The following is a 14,769-nucleotide window of genomic DNA, read 5'->3' as shown; positions in this document are numbered from 1 at the left end:
AAAAATAATAATATAGAAAGAAGGTAAGTATGACAGAATTCGATTTTGATCTTTCTTCAATCCAAGCAGCAAGAGATCTTGCTAGAAAAGGAGCTGAAGCAGAAAAAAAATTAAGAAATTATACATTCGATCAAATTGATAGAATTATAAAAGCAATCGCAGAAGCTGGAGAAATTCACGCAAAAGAATTAGCAGAAATTGCTGTAGAAGAAACAGGATTTGGAAAAGTAGAAGATAAAATTTATAAAAACCACATGGCTAGTGGACTTTTATATGAAGAAATTAAAAATCAAAAAACTATAGGAATAGTTGATGCTGACGAAAAAGGTCAAGTTATTACTGTAGCAGATCCAGTTGGTTTGGTAATGGGAATTGTTCCATCAACAAATCCGACAGCAACAGTTTTATACAATTCAATGATTGCTATAAAATCTAGAAATCCTATAATTTTTAGCCCACACCCAAAAGCTAATAGATGTACATCAAGAGCAATTGAAATTGTAAATGATGCAGCTGTAAGAGCAGGAGCACCAGAAAATATAGTACAAGGATTAACAAAACTTTCAATGGATGCAACAAATGAATTAATGCATGCTGATGAAGTTAAATTAATCATAGCAACAGGTGGTCCAGCAATGGTAAAAGCAGCATATTCTGCTGGAAAACCAGCTATAGGAGTAGGAGCAGGAAACTCTCCAGCTTATATAGAAAGAACTGCTGATATCAAAAAAGCTGTTAGAAATATAATGGCATCAAAAACTTTTGATAATGGAACAATTTGTGCTTCAGAACAATCATTAATTGTCGAAAGATCAAATAGACAAGAAGTAGTTTCAGAATTTGAAAAAGCTGGGGCATACTTTATGAATGACGAAGAATGCAAAAAAGTATGTGCTTTATTATTTAGAAATGGAACAGCAATGAATCCTAACTTTGTAGGAAGAAGCGCAAAAGTTATAGCAGATGCTGCAGGAATTAGCATACCAAGTGGAACTAGAGTTCTTGTTGGTGAACAATATGGAGTTGGAAAAGAATATCCATTATCTTATGAAAAATTAACATCAGTACTTGGTTTTTATACAGTAAATGATTGGAAAGAAGCTTGCGATCTTTCATTTAAACTATTAGAAAATGGAATAGGTCATACAATGAGCCTACATACAGAAGATAAAGAAATAGCAAGAAAATTTGCTATAAAACCAGCAAGCAGAATTCTTGTAAATACTGGTGGAACAATGGGAGGAACTGGACTTACAACTGGACTTCCAATTGCCTTAACTTTAGGTTGTGGAACAATGGGAGGATCAAGCGTATCTGAAAATGTTGGTCCAAAACACCTTGTTAATTTGAAAAAATTAGTTTATGGAACAATAGATGCTGATAAAGTTGTTCAAGAAGACAAAATATTTAAAAAATATCACGGAAATGATTGTTCATTAAATAATAACTCATTACCAAATTATGGAAACCAAGCAAAATATTTTGAATATTCAACAGGTTGTAACAATTGTAAAACTGAAGAAGAAAAAAGATCTTCAAACTTTAATGAAACAGGTGAGATAAACTTAGAAGAATTAAAAGAAATGGTTGACTCACTAGTAAATGCCTTCAAAGGTAAATAAATAAGTTAATAAAAAAATAAAAATATAAAGGAGAGAAAAAAATGAACGAAGCTTTAGGAATGATTGAAACAAAAGGATTAGTAGGAAGTATTGAAGCAGCAGATGCAATGGTAAAAGCAGCTAATGTTACTCTTGTAGGAAAAGAACACGTTGGTGGAGGACTTGTAACAGTTTTGGTTAGAGGAGATGTAGGAGCTGTAAAAGCAGCAACAGATGCAGGAGCTGCAGCAGCACAAAGAGTTGGAGAATTAATTTCAGTTCACGTAATTCCAAGACCACACACAGAAGTAGAATCAATTTTACCAAAAAATAAATAAGAATCATGAAATATGATTTATCAAACTTTTATAAAGATTTAAAGGTAAAGTTTAATAAATCAAATGGCAAGGAAATTCTTCTATTTTTGATGGAAGAATTTTCTAAAACTATAAGTTTAAAAGATGAAAGAGCCATTATCGCTGTTGGTAATGAGCTCGCATCTTTTCTTAGAGTAAAGGGTCAAACAGACTTTGCTTATAAGATTTATAAAGTAATAAAAAAATTAGTTTTAAATAGCTACGGATTTATTTCAAAAGATTACGCAAGCCTTCTTATTAATATTTCAAATTGTCATATAGTTGCTAAAAATTATGATTTGGCAATTGATGTTTTGAATGAGACTGAAAATATTTTAAATCAATTAGAAGATACAAAATATCTTATGGCAAGCGTATATAACAATAGGTCCCAAGCTTATAGGGCAAAAAATATGCTTGATTTAGCCCAAAAAGATATTGAAAATGCTCTAAAAATCATAGAAAATAAAGAAAAAATAGCTGTATCTAAAATTAATCTTGCAGAAATTTTGACACTCAAAAAGAAATTTGCCAAGGCCTTGGTAAATGCTAATGAGGCTATATTTTATTATGAAAAAAATAATTTAAGACTTCCTCACTTGGCTAATGCCTACGCAACAGCAGCCAATATTTATTATAATAATAAAGAATATTATACATCTGTGTATTATTACGAAAAAGCCTTAGAAGTATTTGACGAAACCGTTGGCGAAGGTCCAATTAAAGATATTTTAATTAAAAATCTAAATCAAGCTAAAAAACAAAGGGATATATAATGAATGGTATAGATTTATCAAAAAAATATTTTTATGATATAGCTTATCCTATTTTCAAAAAAAATTGTCCAGAAATTTTAGATATTTCATCAATTGGTCTTGTTGGAGAAGGATCTGAGTGCTTTGGTCTTGATGATGACATATCAAAAGATCATGATTTTGGTCCTGGATTTTGTATTTGGCTAAGAGATGATGATGTAAAAATTTATAAAAATAAAATCGAATCTTTATTGGAAAAAATGCCCAAGGAATTTTTGGGATACAAAAGAATTGATTCAAAAATTGTTGATAAGAGAGTGGGCTTATTTTCTGTAGAAGATTTTTATGAAAAATATACATCAGCTAGAAAGTTTCCAATTAATGATATAGATTTTTTAAAAATTCCAGAATCTTTTCTTGCTACTGTAACTAATGGAGAAATTTTTTTAGATAATTGTAAATTATTTTCAGCTTATAGAAAATACTTATTAGATTTTTATCCAGAAGATGTAGTTAGAAAAAAACTTGCAGCCTATCTTTTTCAAATGGCTCAAGCTGGGCAATATAACCTAAAAAGGTCTCTTGATAGAAGTGATATTTCAGCAGTTTTTTTTGCGAAGGCTGAGTTTATGGAAGCTTTATTTGGAGTACTTTTTTTATTTGCAAAAGTTTATATGCCTTATTATAAATTAAGATACAAAAGATTGGCACAAATTAATTATTATCCTTGTGATTTACTTAATGATATGAATAAATTTATGGAATCAAATGAAAAAAATGATCTTCTTTATTTAAGTGAAAAACTAAGCATATATGTAAAAGATATATTAAGATATAGATCTATTACAAAGTCAGATGATGATTTTTTATTGGCTCATGCTATTGAAGTCCAAAATTCAATTATAAATCCATAAATTAAGGCTATTAATTTGGTGAAAGGAAATTGATATGAGATATTTATTTACAAATATTGACAAGAACTTGATGAAAGATATACTTAGAGATTATAATTTATTATGTGTTTTCGATGAGCTTTCCTGGATTTTAGATTTTGAATGGAAAAACTTTGATGAAATCAGAGGGATTAATGGTAGGGCTCTTTGTCAAGATTCGCCTAAAGAATTTTTTATTATGAGACTTGCTCAATATTTGGCTTATAATAGAAAACTTATAGGTTATTTATATGAAGATTTAAAAAAAGCAGAAAAAAATGATTTTAATCCTATTTTTGATAAGTATGCCAGGATGATGGAATTTACAGATAAGGATAAGTTTGAAATTATTAAAGAAAACTTAGAAGACTTATCACCGGTTAAGATTCATTTATTAGAAAAGATTAAAAATATTCTAAACTCAAAGTCAATTGATACTCCAAAAGAGTTAGAAAAAATAAGACCTAGAGAGTCTGAAGATAAGAAAATTTCATCTTATGATTATTACATAGCTGAAATTTCTTTCTTGTCTTTAAAAACTTTGTGGGCTATTGAAGAGATGATAAAGTATCCTTCTTTTAACTTAGAAGAAAATATTTATGAAAATACAAAATATTTATTTAAAAGATTAAATATTAAGGGGTAAAAATGATCAACAAAGAAAAACTATACTCAATTGGTCAAGCTTCAAATAAAGCACAAGTATCTACAAGAACTTTAAGACATTATGAAAGTATAGGACTTATTAAACCAGATCTTGTTAAAGAAAATGGATACAGATATTATACAGATGAAACTATACTTATTATTTCTCTAATAAAATATTTACAATTTATGGATTTCACATTGGATGAGATTAGAAATTTTATTTTAAATGCAGAATATAATGATGTTAGTAAGACCTTTAATGAACTTATTAAAAGAACTAGTGATGAAATAAAAAAATTAGATGAAAGATTAACTATAATAAAAGATTGGAATGAACTAATATCTGAAGCATCTTCTGCTTTTTTAATTGGTAACAACACTCCAAGTATTAAATACATAAAGGAAAGTGAATTAATTTCCTATCCTATGGATTTTAAATTTTACTATGAAGATACTGTCTTAGATTTAGATTTTGCAAATTTTGTAAAAAGCAAAGATAACAAGATTACAGGTCCTGTTATGTTTTATTTTGATTCTTATATTGATAGATTAAAGTGTGAAAAAGAAAATAGGCCTATAAAGGGTCTATACATTCAAAAAACTGTTCAACCTATCCAAGATGAAAAAAATATTTTCACTATAAAAGATGGATTTTATGGATCTATTTATCATTTTGGAAAATATGAAAATTTAAGTAAATCCTATGAAAAACTTAGAAATTGGGCTAAAAAATATAGGTATAAATTATCACAAGATGTTATAGAAAGATTTGTAGTGGATTCTTGGACTTTTAGAGATGAAGAAAAATATGTAACAGAGATACTAATACCGATAGAAATGAAAGTAGAGGAAAATAAATGACATTTTCAGTAAAACCTACTATAAATGTTGGAGATGATAGCCTAGAAATTTTAAATTCTTTAGACGTTAATAAAATATTTTTTGTAACAGATCCATTTGTAGTAGAAAGTAAAATGATAGATCAAGTAACAAGATTATTAGATAGAAATATTTCTTATGATATTTTTAGTGAAATCAAACCAGATCCAAGCCAAGAATTAGTTGAAAAGGGAAAAAAAGCATTAAAAGCTTCAAATCCTGATTTAATTTGTGCAATTGGTGGAGGATCTGCGATAGATGCTACAAAGGCTATTATTTATGATATATACAAGGAAGAAAAAGTAAAGAAAACTTTTGTTGCCATACCAACCACAGCAGGTACAGGAAGTGAGTCAACAAATTTTGCAGTTGTAACAGTAGGAAATGATAAAAAAGTATTAATAGATGATATAATGCTTCCAGATTATGCCCTTTTAATTCCAAAATTTACAAAAACCGTGCCAAATTTTATTACAGCTGATACAGGAATGGACGTATTAACTCACGCAATAGAAGCCTATATTAGTAAAAACTCATCAATATATACTGATACATTTTCAAAAACTTGCATAGAAACAGTTTTTGAAATTTTGCCAAAAGTATATGATGATGGAGATAGGTTAAAACTTAGAGAAAAAATGCTAGAAGTTTCAAATATGGCAGGAATTGCCTTTAACAATGCAGGACTTGGAATAAACCATTCCCTAGCCCATACAATTGGTGGAACTTTCCATATTTCTCACGGAAGATTAAATGCAATACTCCTTCCTTACGTAATAGAATATAATTGCAAAAATTCCGATGATGCTAGAAAAAAATTAAATGATTTAGCTCAAAAATTAAATCATAGAGATTACACTTGCCTAATAAAAGTAATTAAAGAAATGAATAAAAAATTCAAAATTCCAGAAAAATTAAGTGGCCTTGGAAAAATTGATGAAAGAGCTTACCAAGATTCAATAGATAAAATGGCACTTACAGCCCTAAATGACAGATGCACACCAACAAATCCAGCCTTAGTGACAAAATTTGATTTAGCAAATATCCTAAGAGATGCTTTTTAAATTTTAAAATTTCATGTGTAAAAAAACTGACCTTAAAAGTTAGAAATTTAACTTGATAGGTCAGTTTTTTTATGAAAAAATTTAGAAAAATTATTTGCTTTCGTATTTTAAAAATTTATTAGATAGGTAAAGGGATATTATTAATTCACCCAGGGCAAAAATACCTAGTATGGCTAAATCATGTGAGTTTATATATCTAAAATTATTTGATACTATTGCTAGATAGCTTAATCCTATTATTTTAAGGGCCTTGTAGGCTGTGGCAAAACCAAGCACGGTAAAGACGCTGGATAAAAGCACTATGATTCCAAAAGATCTAAACCTTATAGCAAGGGCACCGAATATCCCAATAATAGGCAAAGCCAGCAAGATGCTAAGGCCTGTATAATAAATATATATGTCAAAGTCAATTCTCGAAAAACCACCTATAAATTTTCCTCCTAGATAGAAGAGTCCTAGAAAGTATATTTGGCAAAGGCAAATTATTATAAAGGCCAAGATTATCTTTGCAATTGCAAAGTCCATATTTTTCTTTGGACTAAGCCTGATAAATTTAAGCCCTGCCTTGTGTTCACTTGCCCAAAGGCTTGCTATTACTATTGCAATTAAAGGGATGTAGAAAAATAAAAAGTAAAACAAGCTAACCTGGGTCCACAAAGATTGCCATTCGTGGGTCAAGATCTCCCTATTTCCCATATAATTTATAAGGCCAAAGGCGTTGGCTAGTAGAGGTATTATCAGACTTACTAGCAAGATATTTGTAAATTTTATTTTTTTAAATTCTAATTTTAACATAAGTCCTCCTAGTCCTTGTATAGATTATAAGTTTTCATTGCCTTTAAGTAGCCAAGGCAGACTATTAAAAGAATAAGGGCAATTATTGGTGTATAAAAATTTATTGGATTTAGAACCTGGATAAATTTCTCACCTTCTCTTACATAGGAAAGATTTAATAAACTTGCCATCCAAGCAAAGGGATTTACAAAGCCAAGAGTATGTGATGTGAGCATGGTGATTACTCCAGTTAGTCCTCCAATTATTGAGATAAATGATAGGGTGTAGACATTTTTTGTCTTCATACCTATTACCATAAATAGGGCCATAAAAAATAAATTTATTATTATGGCGGATATGTTTACCAGGCCAAATCTTAAGATCATGTCAGTGTCCATATTAAAATGACCTGACTTTTTTGCAAGTAGGAGAAAAACAATAGCTTCTACTATTTGCAATAAAACTAGCTTTAAGGATAGGGTTTTAAATTTATTTATGAGTATAGAGTTTACTTTTTCTCCAAGACTTACTTGCAACTGCCACATCTTGTTTTTTTCCTCGATTTCAATCACTTTTTTAACCAAAGATGAGATTAAAATTGGATTTATCAATAAGGAAATAAATAAATAGGTGTCTAAAATGTCGGCTAGGGGATAATTTCCCTCCGCAAATGATTTTGAATGGCTGAACCCTGCTACCATTAGCATTTGAGCGAAAAATACTATTAGTATTAAAAAATTTATCCCAAGTCTTTTGTATTTTTTTCTTTCTAAATTTGCCATATTAAGACCTACTTTCTTCGATAAAAAGTTTTTCTAGGCTTTCTTTTTCTTCTTCAATCCTGTATATATCAACCTTACCATGTAGGAAATTTACTATCTCAGAAATTTTTGGGTTAGAAACTTTGCCCAAAATAATCTTTTTACCATCTATCCTTACCTGATCTAAGTCTAAAAGATTAACAGCTTTTTGATTGTCAGATGTTTGAATAGAAATAAATGGCGGATGGAGTTTTCTATAGTCTTCCAAACTTCCATTATAAGTTAATTTCCCTTCCTTGAGGATGCCGATGTGGGTGGAGATTTTTTCCATCTCATCAAGGATGTGTGAAGAAATCAGAATGCTTGTGGAAGTGTTTTTTACTATATTTTTAAATAAATTTCTCATCTCTTCGATTCCCTGAGGGTCAAGACCGTTAATTGGCTCGTCTAAAATCAAAAGTTTAGGATTTCCAATAAGAGCGATGGCAATACCTAGTCTTTGCTTCATGCCTATAGAATAATCCCTGGCCTTCTTCTTGCCCACATTATGAAGATCAACAAGGTCCAATGTTTTTGAAATTTCTCCTTTATCTATTCCCTTAAGCTCGCAAATTATTTCAAGATTTTCATAGCCACTTAAGTGGTCGTAAAAGGATGGATTTTCAATTAGAGCTCCGAGATTTTTATTAAGGTCTTTTTGGTTTTTAGGACTTACTTCCTGACCAAAAACCCTAATTTCTCCTCCGTCTTTTTTAACAAGTCCAAGTATAAGCTTCATAAGAGTTGACTTACCAGCTCCATTTTTACCTATTAGACCATAAATAGCTCCTTCCTCTATTGCCAAAGAGTCAATATCTAGGACCTTCTTCTTGTTATATGATTTTTGTAGATTTTTTATTTCTAAGATTTTTTCCATAATTATTCCTCCTACAAAAAGGATACCAGTCTAAGATAAAAATAAGCTTTAAGCAAGGTCACTTTTACATCACAAAAATCAAAAAATCAAAAGTCTGGTGTATAATTAGGGTAGCAAGGAGGACTTATGGATTTTAGAAATAATTTTTCTATACTAATAGTAGATGACGAAACAAATTTATTGGAAAATTTATATAATTTTTTGAAAGACAAGGGTTTTAAAAAAGTTTATACCGCCAAAAACCTTAAGGAATCTAGATTTAAATTAGAAAACTTTAAAATTGATTTAATAGTTTTAGACTTAATGCTTCCAGATGGAAGTGGTTTTGACTTATTAAAGGAAGTTAGACAGACTTCTGATATTGCCATTATAATTTTATCTGCTCTTGATGGAATAGATGATAGGAGAGAAGGCTTTGAAAACAAGGCAGATGATTATTTAGTCAAACCTTTCTTTCCAGATGAACTTCTTTGGAGAATTGATGCGGTTTTAAGAAGAAGCAAAAAAATTAAAAGTGAAGAAAAGATAAGTTTGGGAAATGTGATTTTCGATAAATCGAAGGGAATACTTGAAAAAAATGGAGAAGAAATTGTATTAACTGCCACACAATTTAAAATCCTAGATTACTTATCTGAAAATATAAACATGATAGTTTCAATTGATAGAATTTTAGAAAATATTTGGAAAGATTCTTATGGCTATGAAAACACGCTAATAACTCACATATATAGGTTACGTGAGAAACTAGAGGATAATCCAAGAGATCCTAAAATCTTAGTCACCATAAAAGGACTTGGTTATAAACTTGTTAAAGAGGATTAATAATGTTTAATTATATTTTAAAAAGGTTTAAAAAAATTGTTATAAGAATACTCTCTTTAATGTTTTTTCTAATGTTTTTGCTTGTGATGTTTCTCTACCTAAACTACAGATTAAATAATAAATATCCAAGGCCAAATGATATTTTTTCCTATGTGGAAGACAATAAAAGCAAGATTTATCTAAACGAAAAAAATAAAGAATTTTTAAAAGAAAAAGATATTTGGGCGATAAGACTCGATAAAAATGGAAGAGTAATAGAAAGTTTTAATAAGCCAAAAAATCTTAAAGATAAATTTGAACTTATTGATGTTGCAAGATTTACTAGGTTTTATTTGGCTGACTATCCTGTTTTTACCTACATTGTTGGAGATGGTTTGATTTTATTTGCCTATCCAAAAAATTCTTTGGATAAATTTCCCTTCAACTATTATAATTACAAGAACCTTATTTTTAATTTTAAATTATTTATAATTTTTGCACTTTTGTTTTTCTTATTAGTTTATATTTTTTACAGGATTGATATTAAAAACATCTTAAAAAATACCCTGCCATTTCAAAAAGCAATAGATAGGATTTATGAAGATGATTATGAAAGCTTGGATGAAAATGGAGAATTAAAAGATTTGGCCATATCCATAAATAAGGCAAATGAAAAATACCATAATTTAAAAAAATCCCAAAATAAGTGGATTAGAGGCCTAAGTCATGATGTAAGGACTCCCCTTGCAAAAATTTCATGGGAGCTAAGTAAAGAAAATAAAGAAAATTTTGATATAGAAAATATGAAAGACCAAGTCCTAAAAATTTCAAATATCTTGGAGGGCTTAAATCTCACCTTATCACTTTCTAACATAAATAAAGAAAATTTTAAGGAAGAAAATCCTATAAAAATAATCAGAAAACTTATAGTAGATAAATTAAATGAAAATCCAAACAGGGAAATTATTTTTGAAAATAAGGTGGAAAATAAAGATATAAAGCTTAAAATGGATGAGAATTTGTTTATAAGGATGCTTGAAAATATTTTAAAAAACTCCCTAATTTATACACATGGAAAAATTAAACTTACAATTTCAGATTCTAATGATAAATTAGAAATTAAAATTATAGATCAAGGAAGGGGAGTATCTGAGAAGATAATAGAAAAAATTAACAAGGAAGATTTGACCGATGTTACAAGACATGGTTTGGGTCTTTTAATTTCTAAACAAATTGCCGAATTACATGATGGAAAATTTTTTATAAAAAATAAAAATAAAGGTCTTGAAGTATCTTTTATATTTAATTATACGAATTTAATTTTATCTTTATATTAAAGATAAAAGCTTAAAAATTTGGATATTGTGAGTGTTTTTTATTTTTTTATGTTATACTTTTAATTGTAATTAATGGGGGTGGTCTTGTGTGTGAAAATTTAGATAAATATTCTGTAGTTTTAAAGAATGTTTCTAAGTCTTTTGATGATGAAATGATTTTAAAATCGGTTGATTTGGAGCTTGAGAAGGGGAAATTTTATACGCTTTTGGGGCCTTCTGGTTGTGGGAAAACTACAATTTTAAATCTTATTGCAGGCTTTTTGGAAGCAAATTCTGGTGAGATTTATATTAATGGAGAAAATGTTTTGGATATTCCTGCAAGTAAGAGAAAGGTTAATACGGTTTTTCAAAATTATTCTCTTTTTCCTCATATGAATGTTTTTGATAATGTGGCTTTTGGTCTTGAAATCAAAAAAACTGACAAAAAAATTATAAAAAAAGAAGTTGAAAAGGCTCTTGATATGGTGAATTTGTCTGGTTTTGAAAAACGTGAGGTTTCTCAAATGTCTGGTGGGCAAAAGCAAAGAGTTGCCATAGCTCGCGCTCTTGTAAATAAACCTGATGTTCTTTTACTCGACGAGCCCTTGTCTGCTCTTGATATGAAGCTTCGTAAATCTATGCAAGTTTTGCTTCGTGATTTGCAATGGGAGCTTGGGATTACTTTTGTTTTTGTAACTCACGATCAAGAAGAAGCTCTTGCCATGAGCGATTGGATTTTTGTAATGGATAAGGGAGAAATTGTTCAACAAGGAAGCCCAAAAGATATTTACGATGAACCAATCAATCGCTATGTTGCTCAGTTTATTGGTGAAAGTAATATTTTAAAAGCAAGAATGGTTGATGATTATAAGGTTGAATTTGCAAATAAAACTTTCGCTTGCTCTGATGCTGGAATAAATAAAAATGAAAGGGTTGAGGTTGTAATTAGGCCTGAAGATATAAATCTTGTGTCAGTTGATGATGCTGATATTGTTGTAAATATTGATAATATTTTGTACAGGGGAGTTTTTAATGAATTAATTTGTTTTGATTCTTCTGATTTTAGGTGGAAAATTCACACAACAAGAACTTTTGAAGAAGGCGATGATATTGGAATAAAAATTGATGCTGACAACATCCACGTTATGCGTTATAACGAAAGCGAGGATGATTTTGATAAAAGAATTGAAAAATATGCGATTGGAGAAGATGATGGCTAAAAAATACCAAAAATTATCAGCTATTTATTATATTTGGATTTTAATTTTTATAATTGCTCCAATCCTTCTATTGGTTTACCAATCATTTTTTGATATTTATGGAAATTTTACTTTAAACAATTACATTTCCTATTTTTCAAATAAAAATTATATGATTATGACCTTCAATTCTATTTTAACTGCATTTTTGATAACTACCTTTACACTTTTGTGGGCCTATCCATTTTCGTATTTTTTATCCAAGACCAAGCACAAAGACTTTATCTTGCTTTTGGTAATTCTTCCAACTTGGATAAATTTGGTTTTAAAGGCCTACGCTTTTATTGGACTTTTTAATAAAAATGGAAGCATTATGGGATTTTTGGGACTTGCAAGTGAGGGGATTTTGTTTACAAATCCTGCCTTTATTTTGGTTGCTTCCTACGTCGAACTTCCCTTTATGATAATTCCAATTTTTAGGGCGATTGATTCTATTCCAAATGAATATATAATTGCAAGCGAAGATTTGGGAGCAAGTAAGTTTCAAACTTTTAGAAAAATAATCATTCCCCTTTCTATGGATGGAGTAATGGCAGCAAGTCAAGCAGTTTTTATTCCTTCTCTTTCACTTTTTCTTATAACAAGAATTATTGGAGGAAATAAAATTATAACCTTGGGAACTGCAGTCGAAGAGCATTATTTGGTTACTCAAAATTGGGGCATGGGATCAACCATTGGCCTTGTTTTAATTTTTATGATGTTTGCAGTTATTTCTATTTTAAATAAAAAGGCGGTCAAAAATGGAAAATAAAAAAAATAGGCTTGGAAATTTATATTTATTTTTTGTCTTTATAATAATGTATTTGCCTCTTATTTACTTGATTTTTTATTCATTTAATAGCGGGGGAAATATGAATGTTTTTGAAAGCTTTACATTAAAATATTATAAAAAAGTTTTTGAAGACGAAAGGCTTATAAATATTGTAATAAATACCCTAATAATTGGACTTTTGTCGTCTTTAATTGCAACAATTATTGGAACGCTTGGTGCGATTTCAATTTATTATATGAGAGATAAAAATTTAAAAAAGAAAGTTTTAGGTCTAAATTCAGTTTTGATGGTTTTGCCAGATGTAATGATGGGAGCATCATTTTTGATTTTATTTTCTTTTTTATTAAAAATTCCCATGGGTTTTTACTCGGTTTTGCTCTCCCATATTGCCTTTTCAATTCCAATTGTGGTTTTGATGGTTCTTCCAAGACTTTATGCCCTAAATTCTGATATGATGAAGGCTGCGGAAGATTTGGGAGCAAATGATATTACAATTTTAAATAAAATTATCCTTCCAAATATTGCAAGCGGAATATTTGCAGGATTTTTTATGGCTCTTACTTATTCTTTGGATGATTTTGCAGTTACATTTTTTGTAACAGGATCAGGATTTTCTACTCTTTCTGTTGAAATTTATTCAAGGGTTAGAACAGGAATTTCTCTAGAAATTAACGCCCTATCTTCAATGATTTTTATTTTGTCCTTGATTTTGGCAATAGGCTATTATCTTATACAAAGTAGAGAAGAAAAAAGGAGGGCAAGATGAACAAGGTTTATAAATTTTTTATAGGAATTTTGGCCCTTTGCCTTCTTTTATTTTTGGGACAAAAAAAATTAAATGCAAAAGAAAAAGATCAAGATTCAAAAAATATTTATTTTTATAATTGGGGCGATTATATTGACCCTGAAATTATAAAAGATTTTGAAAAAGAGACAGGCTATCACGTAATTTATGAAACTTTCGATTCAAACGAGGCCATGATGGCAAAAGTTGAGCAGGGAAAAACTTCCTATGATTTGGCATTTCCTTCAGAATATACGGTTGAAATGATGAGGGATAAAAAACTTTTAAAAAAATTAGATCACGAAAAAATAAAGGGCCTTGATAATATTGACCAAAGATTTTTAAATTTATCCTATGATCCCAACAACCAATATTCAATTCCATATTTTTGGGGATCTTTTGGTATAATTTATAACAATAAAAAATACAAAAAAGAAGATTTTTCATCTTGGAAAAATTTGTGGGATAAAAAATTTGAAGGAGAAGTTTTATCTTTTGATGGGGCAAGAGAAACTTTAGGGATTGGACTTTTGGCAGAAGGAAAATCCATAAATGAAAAAGATGAAAAAGTTTTAAGACAAACCAAGGATGAATTGGTTGGTTTTATGAAAAATGTAAAGGCAATTCTTGCCGATGAAATAAGAATGTATATGGTCCAAGAAGAGGCTGATATAGCAATTACATTTTCAGGAGAAGCTTCAATGGCAGAGTCTATAAATCCAAATCTTTCCTACACAATTCCAAAAGAAGGATCAAACATTTGGTTTGACACCATGGTTATTCCAAAAACCTCAAAAAATACCGAGGGAGCCTACGCTCTTATAAATTATCTATTAAGACCAGAAGTTGCCGTAAAAAACGCTGATTATGTTAGGTATCCAACTCCAAACAAAAAGGCAATGAAATATATTGACAAAGAAGCAAGAAATGATAAGACCTTGTATCCAGACGATGAAGATATAGATAAATTAGAAGTTTTCAAAAATTTGGGCAAGGAAACAACAATTTTATACAATGATTTGTTTTTGGATTTAAAAATATCACCTCAAGCAGATTAATTTTTCCTTGAAAATTTGCTAGATAGTAAGTTTTCAAGGATTTTTTTAATTAATTTATTGTATAATAAATTAAAGAAGTAAATTTGAATTGAT

The 14,769-nt window shown here is 29.3% G+C and carries 16 protein-coding genes; 13 read left to right on the top strand and 3 right to left on the bottom strand.

Annotation, left to right across the window (positions count from 1 at the left end):
• Positions 1-29: 29 nt before the first annotated feature.
• Genes BN2087_RS01810 through BN2087_RS01780 form a run of 7 tightly spaced genes read left to right on the top strand, consistent with a single transcriptional unit; the run spans position 30 to position 6,235 of the window.
• Complete coding sequence (locus BN2087_RS01810) at positions 30-1,622, top strand: acetaldehyde dehydrogenase (acetylating) (RefSeq protein ID WP_049690198.1); 1,593 nt, start codon at positions 30-32, stop codon at positions 1,620-1,622.
• 41 nt (positions 1,623-1,663) lie between these two features.
• Complete coding sequence (gene eutM, locus BN2087_RS01805) at positions 1,664-1,939, top strand: ethanolamine utilization microcompartment protein EutM (RefSeq protein WP_049690197.1); 276 nt, start codon at positions 1,664-1,666, stop codon at positions 1,937-1,939.
• 5 nt (positions 1,940-1,944) lie between these two features.
• Entirely contained in the window at positions 1,945-2,733 is a 789-nt protein-coding gene (locus tag BN2087_RS01800; RefSeq protein ID WP_049690196.1) for a tetratricopeptide repeat protein, read from the top strand.
• Positions 2,733-3,626, top strand: a complete 894-nt coding sequence (locus BN2087_RS01795; protein ID WP_049690195.1) for a DUF4037 domain-containing protein — start codon at positions 2,733-2,735, stop codon at positions 3,624-3,626. The genes BN2087_RS01800 and BN2087_RS01795 overlap by 1 nt, the downstream gene beginning before the upstream one ends.
• Before the next feature lie 34 nt (positions 3,627-3,660).
• Positions 3,661-4,290: a DUF4125 family protein gene (locus BN2087_RS01790; protein ID WP_049690194.1), complete on the top strand. Its 630-nt coding sequence runs from the start codon at positions 3,661-3,663 to the stop codon at positions 4,288-4,290.
• Between the two features lie 2 nt (positions 4,291-4,292).
• Positions 4,293-5,153 (top strand): MerR family transcriptional regulator, encoded by an 861-nt coding sequence (locus BN2087_RS01785; RefSeq protein ID WP_049690193.1) that lies wholly within the window; start codon positions 4,293-4,295, stop codon positions 5,151-5,153.
• Positions 5,150-6,235 (top strand): 1-propanol dehydrogenase PduQ, encoded by a 1,086-nt coding sequence (locus tag BN2087_RS01780; RefSeq protein ID WP_049690192.1) that lies wholly within the window; start codon positions 5,150-5,152, stop codon positions 6,233-6,235. Before BN2087_RS01785 ends, BN2087_RS01780 begins: the two co-directional genes overlap by 4 nt.
• A 90-nt stretch (positions 6,236-6,325) precedes the next feature.
• On the opposite strand, the gene BN2087_RS01775 is transcribed toward BN2087_RS01780, so the two are convergent.
• Genes BN2087_RS01775 through BN2087_RS01765 form a run of 3 tightly spaced genes read right to left on the bottom strand, consistent with a single transcriptional unit; the run spans position 6,326 to position 8,686 of the window.
• Positions 6,326-7,030, bottom strand: a complete 705-nt coding sequence (locus BN2087_RS01775; RefSeq protein WP_049690191.1) for an ABC transporter permease — start codon at positions 7,028-7,030, stop codon at positions 6,326-6,328.
• Between the two features lie 8 nt (positions 7,031-7,038).
• A complete protein-coding gene (locus BN2087_RS01770) occupies positions 7,039-7,791 on the bottom strand; it encodes an ABC-2 family transporter permease (RefSeq protein WP_049690190.1) in 753 nt (250 codons plus the stop codon).
• A gap of 1 nt (position 7,792) precedes the next feature.
• On the bottom strand, positions 7,793-8,686 hold the full coding sequence (locus tag BN2087_RS01765; protein ID WP_049690189.1) for an ABC transporter ATP-binding protein: 894 nt from the start codon (positions 8,684-8,686) through the stop codon (positions 7,793-7,795).
• Positions 8,687-8,812: 126 nt separating this feature from the next.
• Here BN2087_RS01765 and BN2087_RS01760 point away from each other — a divergent pair, with 126 nt between their 5' ends.
• From BN2087_RS01760 to BN2087_RS01735, 6 genes are all read left to right on the top strand, one after another.
• The gene (locus BN2087_RS01760; protein ID WP_049690188.1) at positions 8,813-9,508 is read left to right on the top strand and encodes a response regulator transcription factor; all 696 of its coding nucleotides are present in this window, start codon (positions 8,813-8,815) and stop codon (positions 9,506-9,508) included.
• A 2-nt stretch (positions 9,509-9,510) separates the two neighbouring features.
• Positions 9,511-10,824 (top strand): sensor histidine kinase, encoded by a 1,314-nt coding sequence (locus BN2087_RS01755; protein WP_049690187.1) that lies wholly within the window; start codon positions 9,511-9,513, stop codon positions 10,822-10,824.
• 86 nt (positions 10,825-10,910) lie between these two features.
• On the top strand, positions 10,911-12,023 hold the full coding sequence (locus BN2087_RS01750; RefSeq protein WP_049690186.1) for an ABC transporter ATP-binding protein: 1,113 nt from the start codon (positions 10,911-10,913) through the stop codon (positions 12,021-12,023).
• Positions 12,016-12,813: an ABC transporter permease gene (locus BN2087_RS01745; protein ID WP_049690185.1), complete on the top strand. Its 798-nt coding sequence runs from the start codon at positions 12,016-12,018 to the stop codon at positions 12,811-12,813. The genes BN2087_RS01750 and BN2087_RS01745 overlap by 8 nt, the downstream gene beginning before the upstream one ends.
• On the top strand, positions 12,803-13,600 hold the full coding sequence (locus BN2087_RS01740) for an ABC transporter permease (RefSeq protein ID WP_049690184.1): 798 nt from the start codon (positions 12,803-12,805) through the stop codon (positions 13,598-13,600). Before BN2087_RS01745 ends, BN2087_RS01740 begins: the two co-directional genes overlap by 11 nt.
• Positions 13,597-14,676, top strand: coding sequence for an ABC transporter substrate-binding protein (locus BN2087_RS01735; protein WP_049690183.1), 1,080 nt, complete (start codon positions 13,597-13,599; stop codon positions 14,674-14,676). The genes BN2087_RS01740 and BN2087_RS01735 overlap by 4 nt, the downstream gene beginning before the upstream one ends.
• Positions 14,677-14,769: the final 93 nt, after the last annotated feature.

Origin of the sequence: Anaerococcus jeddahensis (genome assembly GCF_001182725.1) — a bacterium.
GTDB lineage: Bacteria > Bacillota > Clostridia > Tissierellales > Peptoniphilaceae > Anaerococcus > Anaerococcus jeddahensis.
This window is presented reverse-complemented; position numbering and strand designations above follow the sequence as displayed.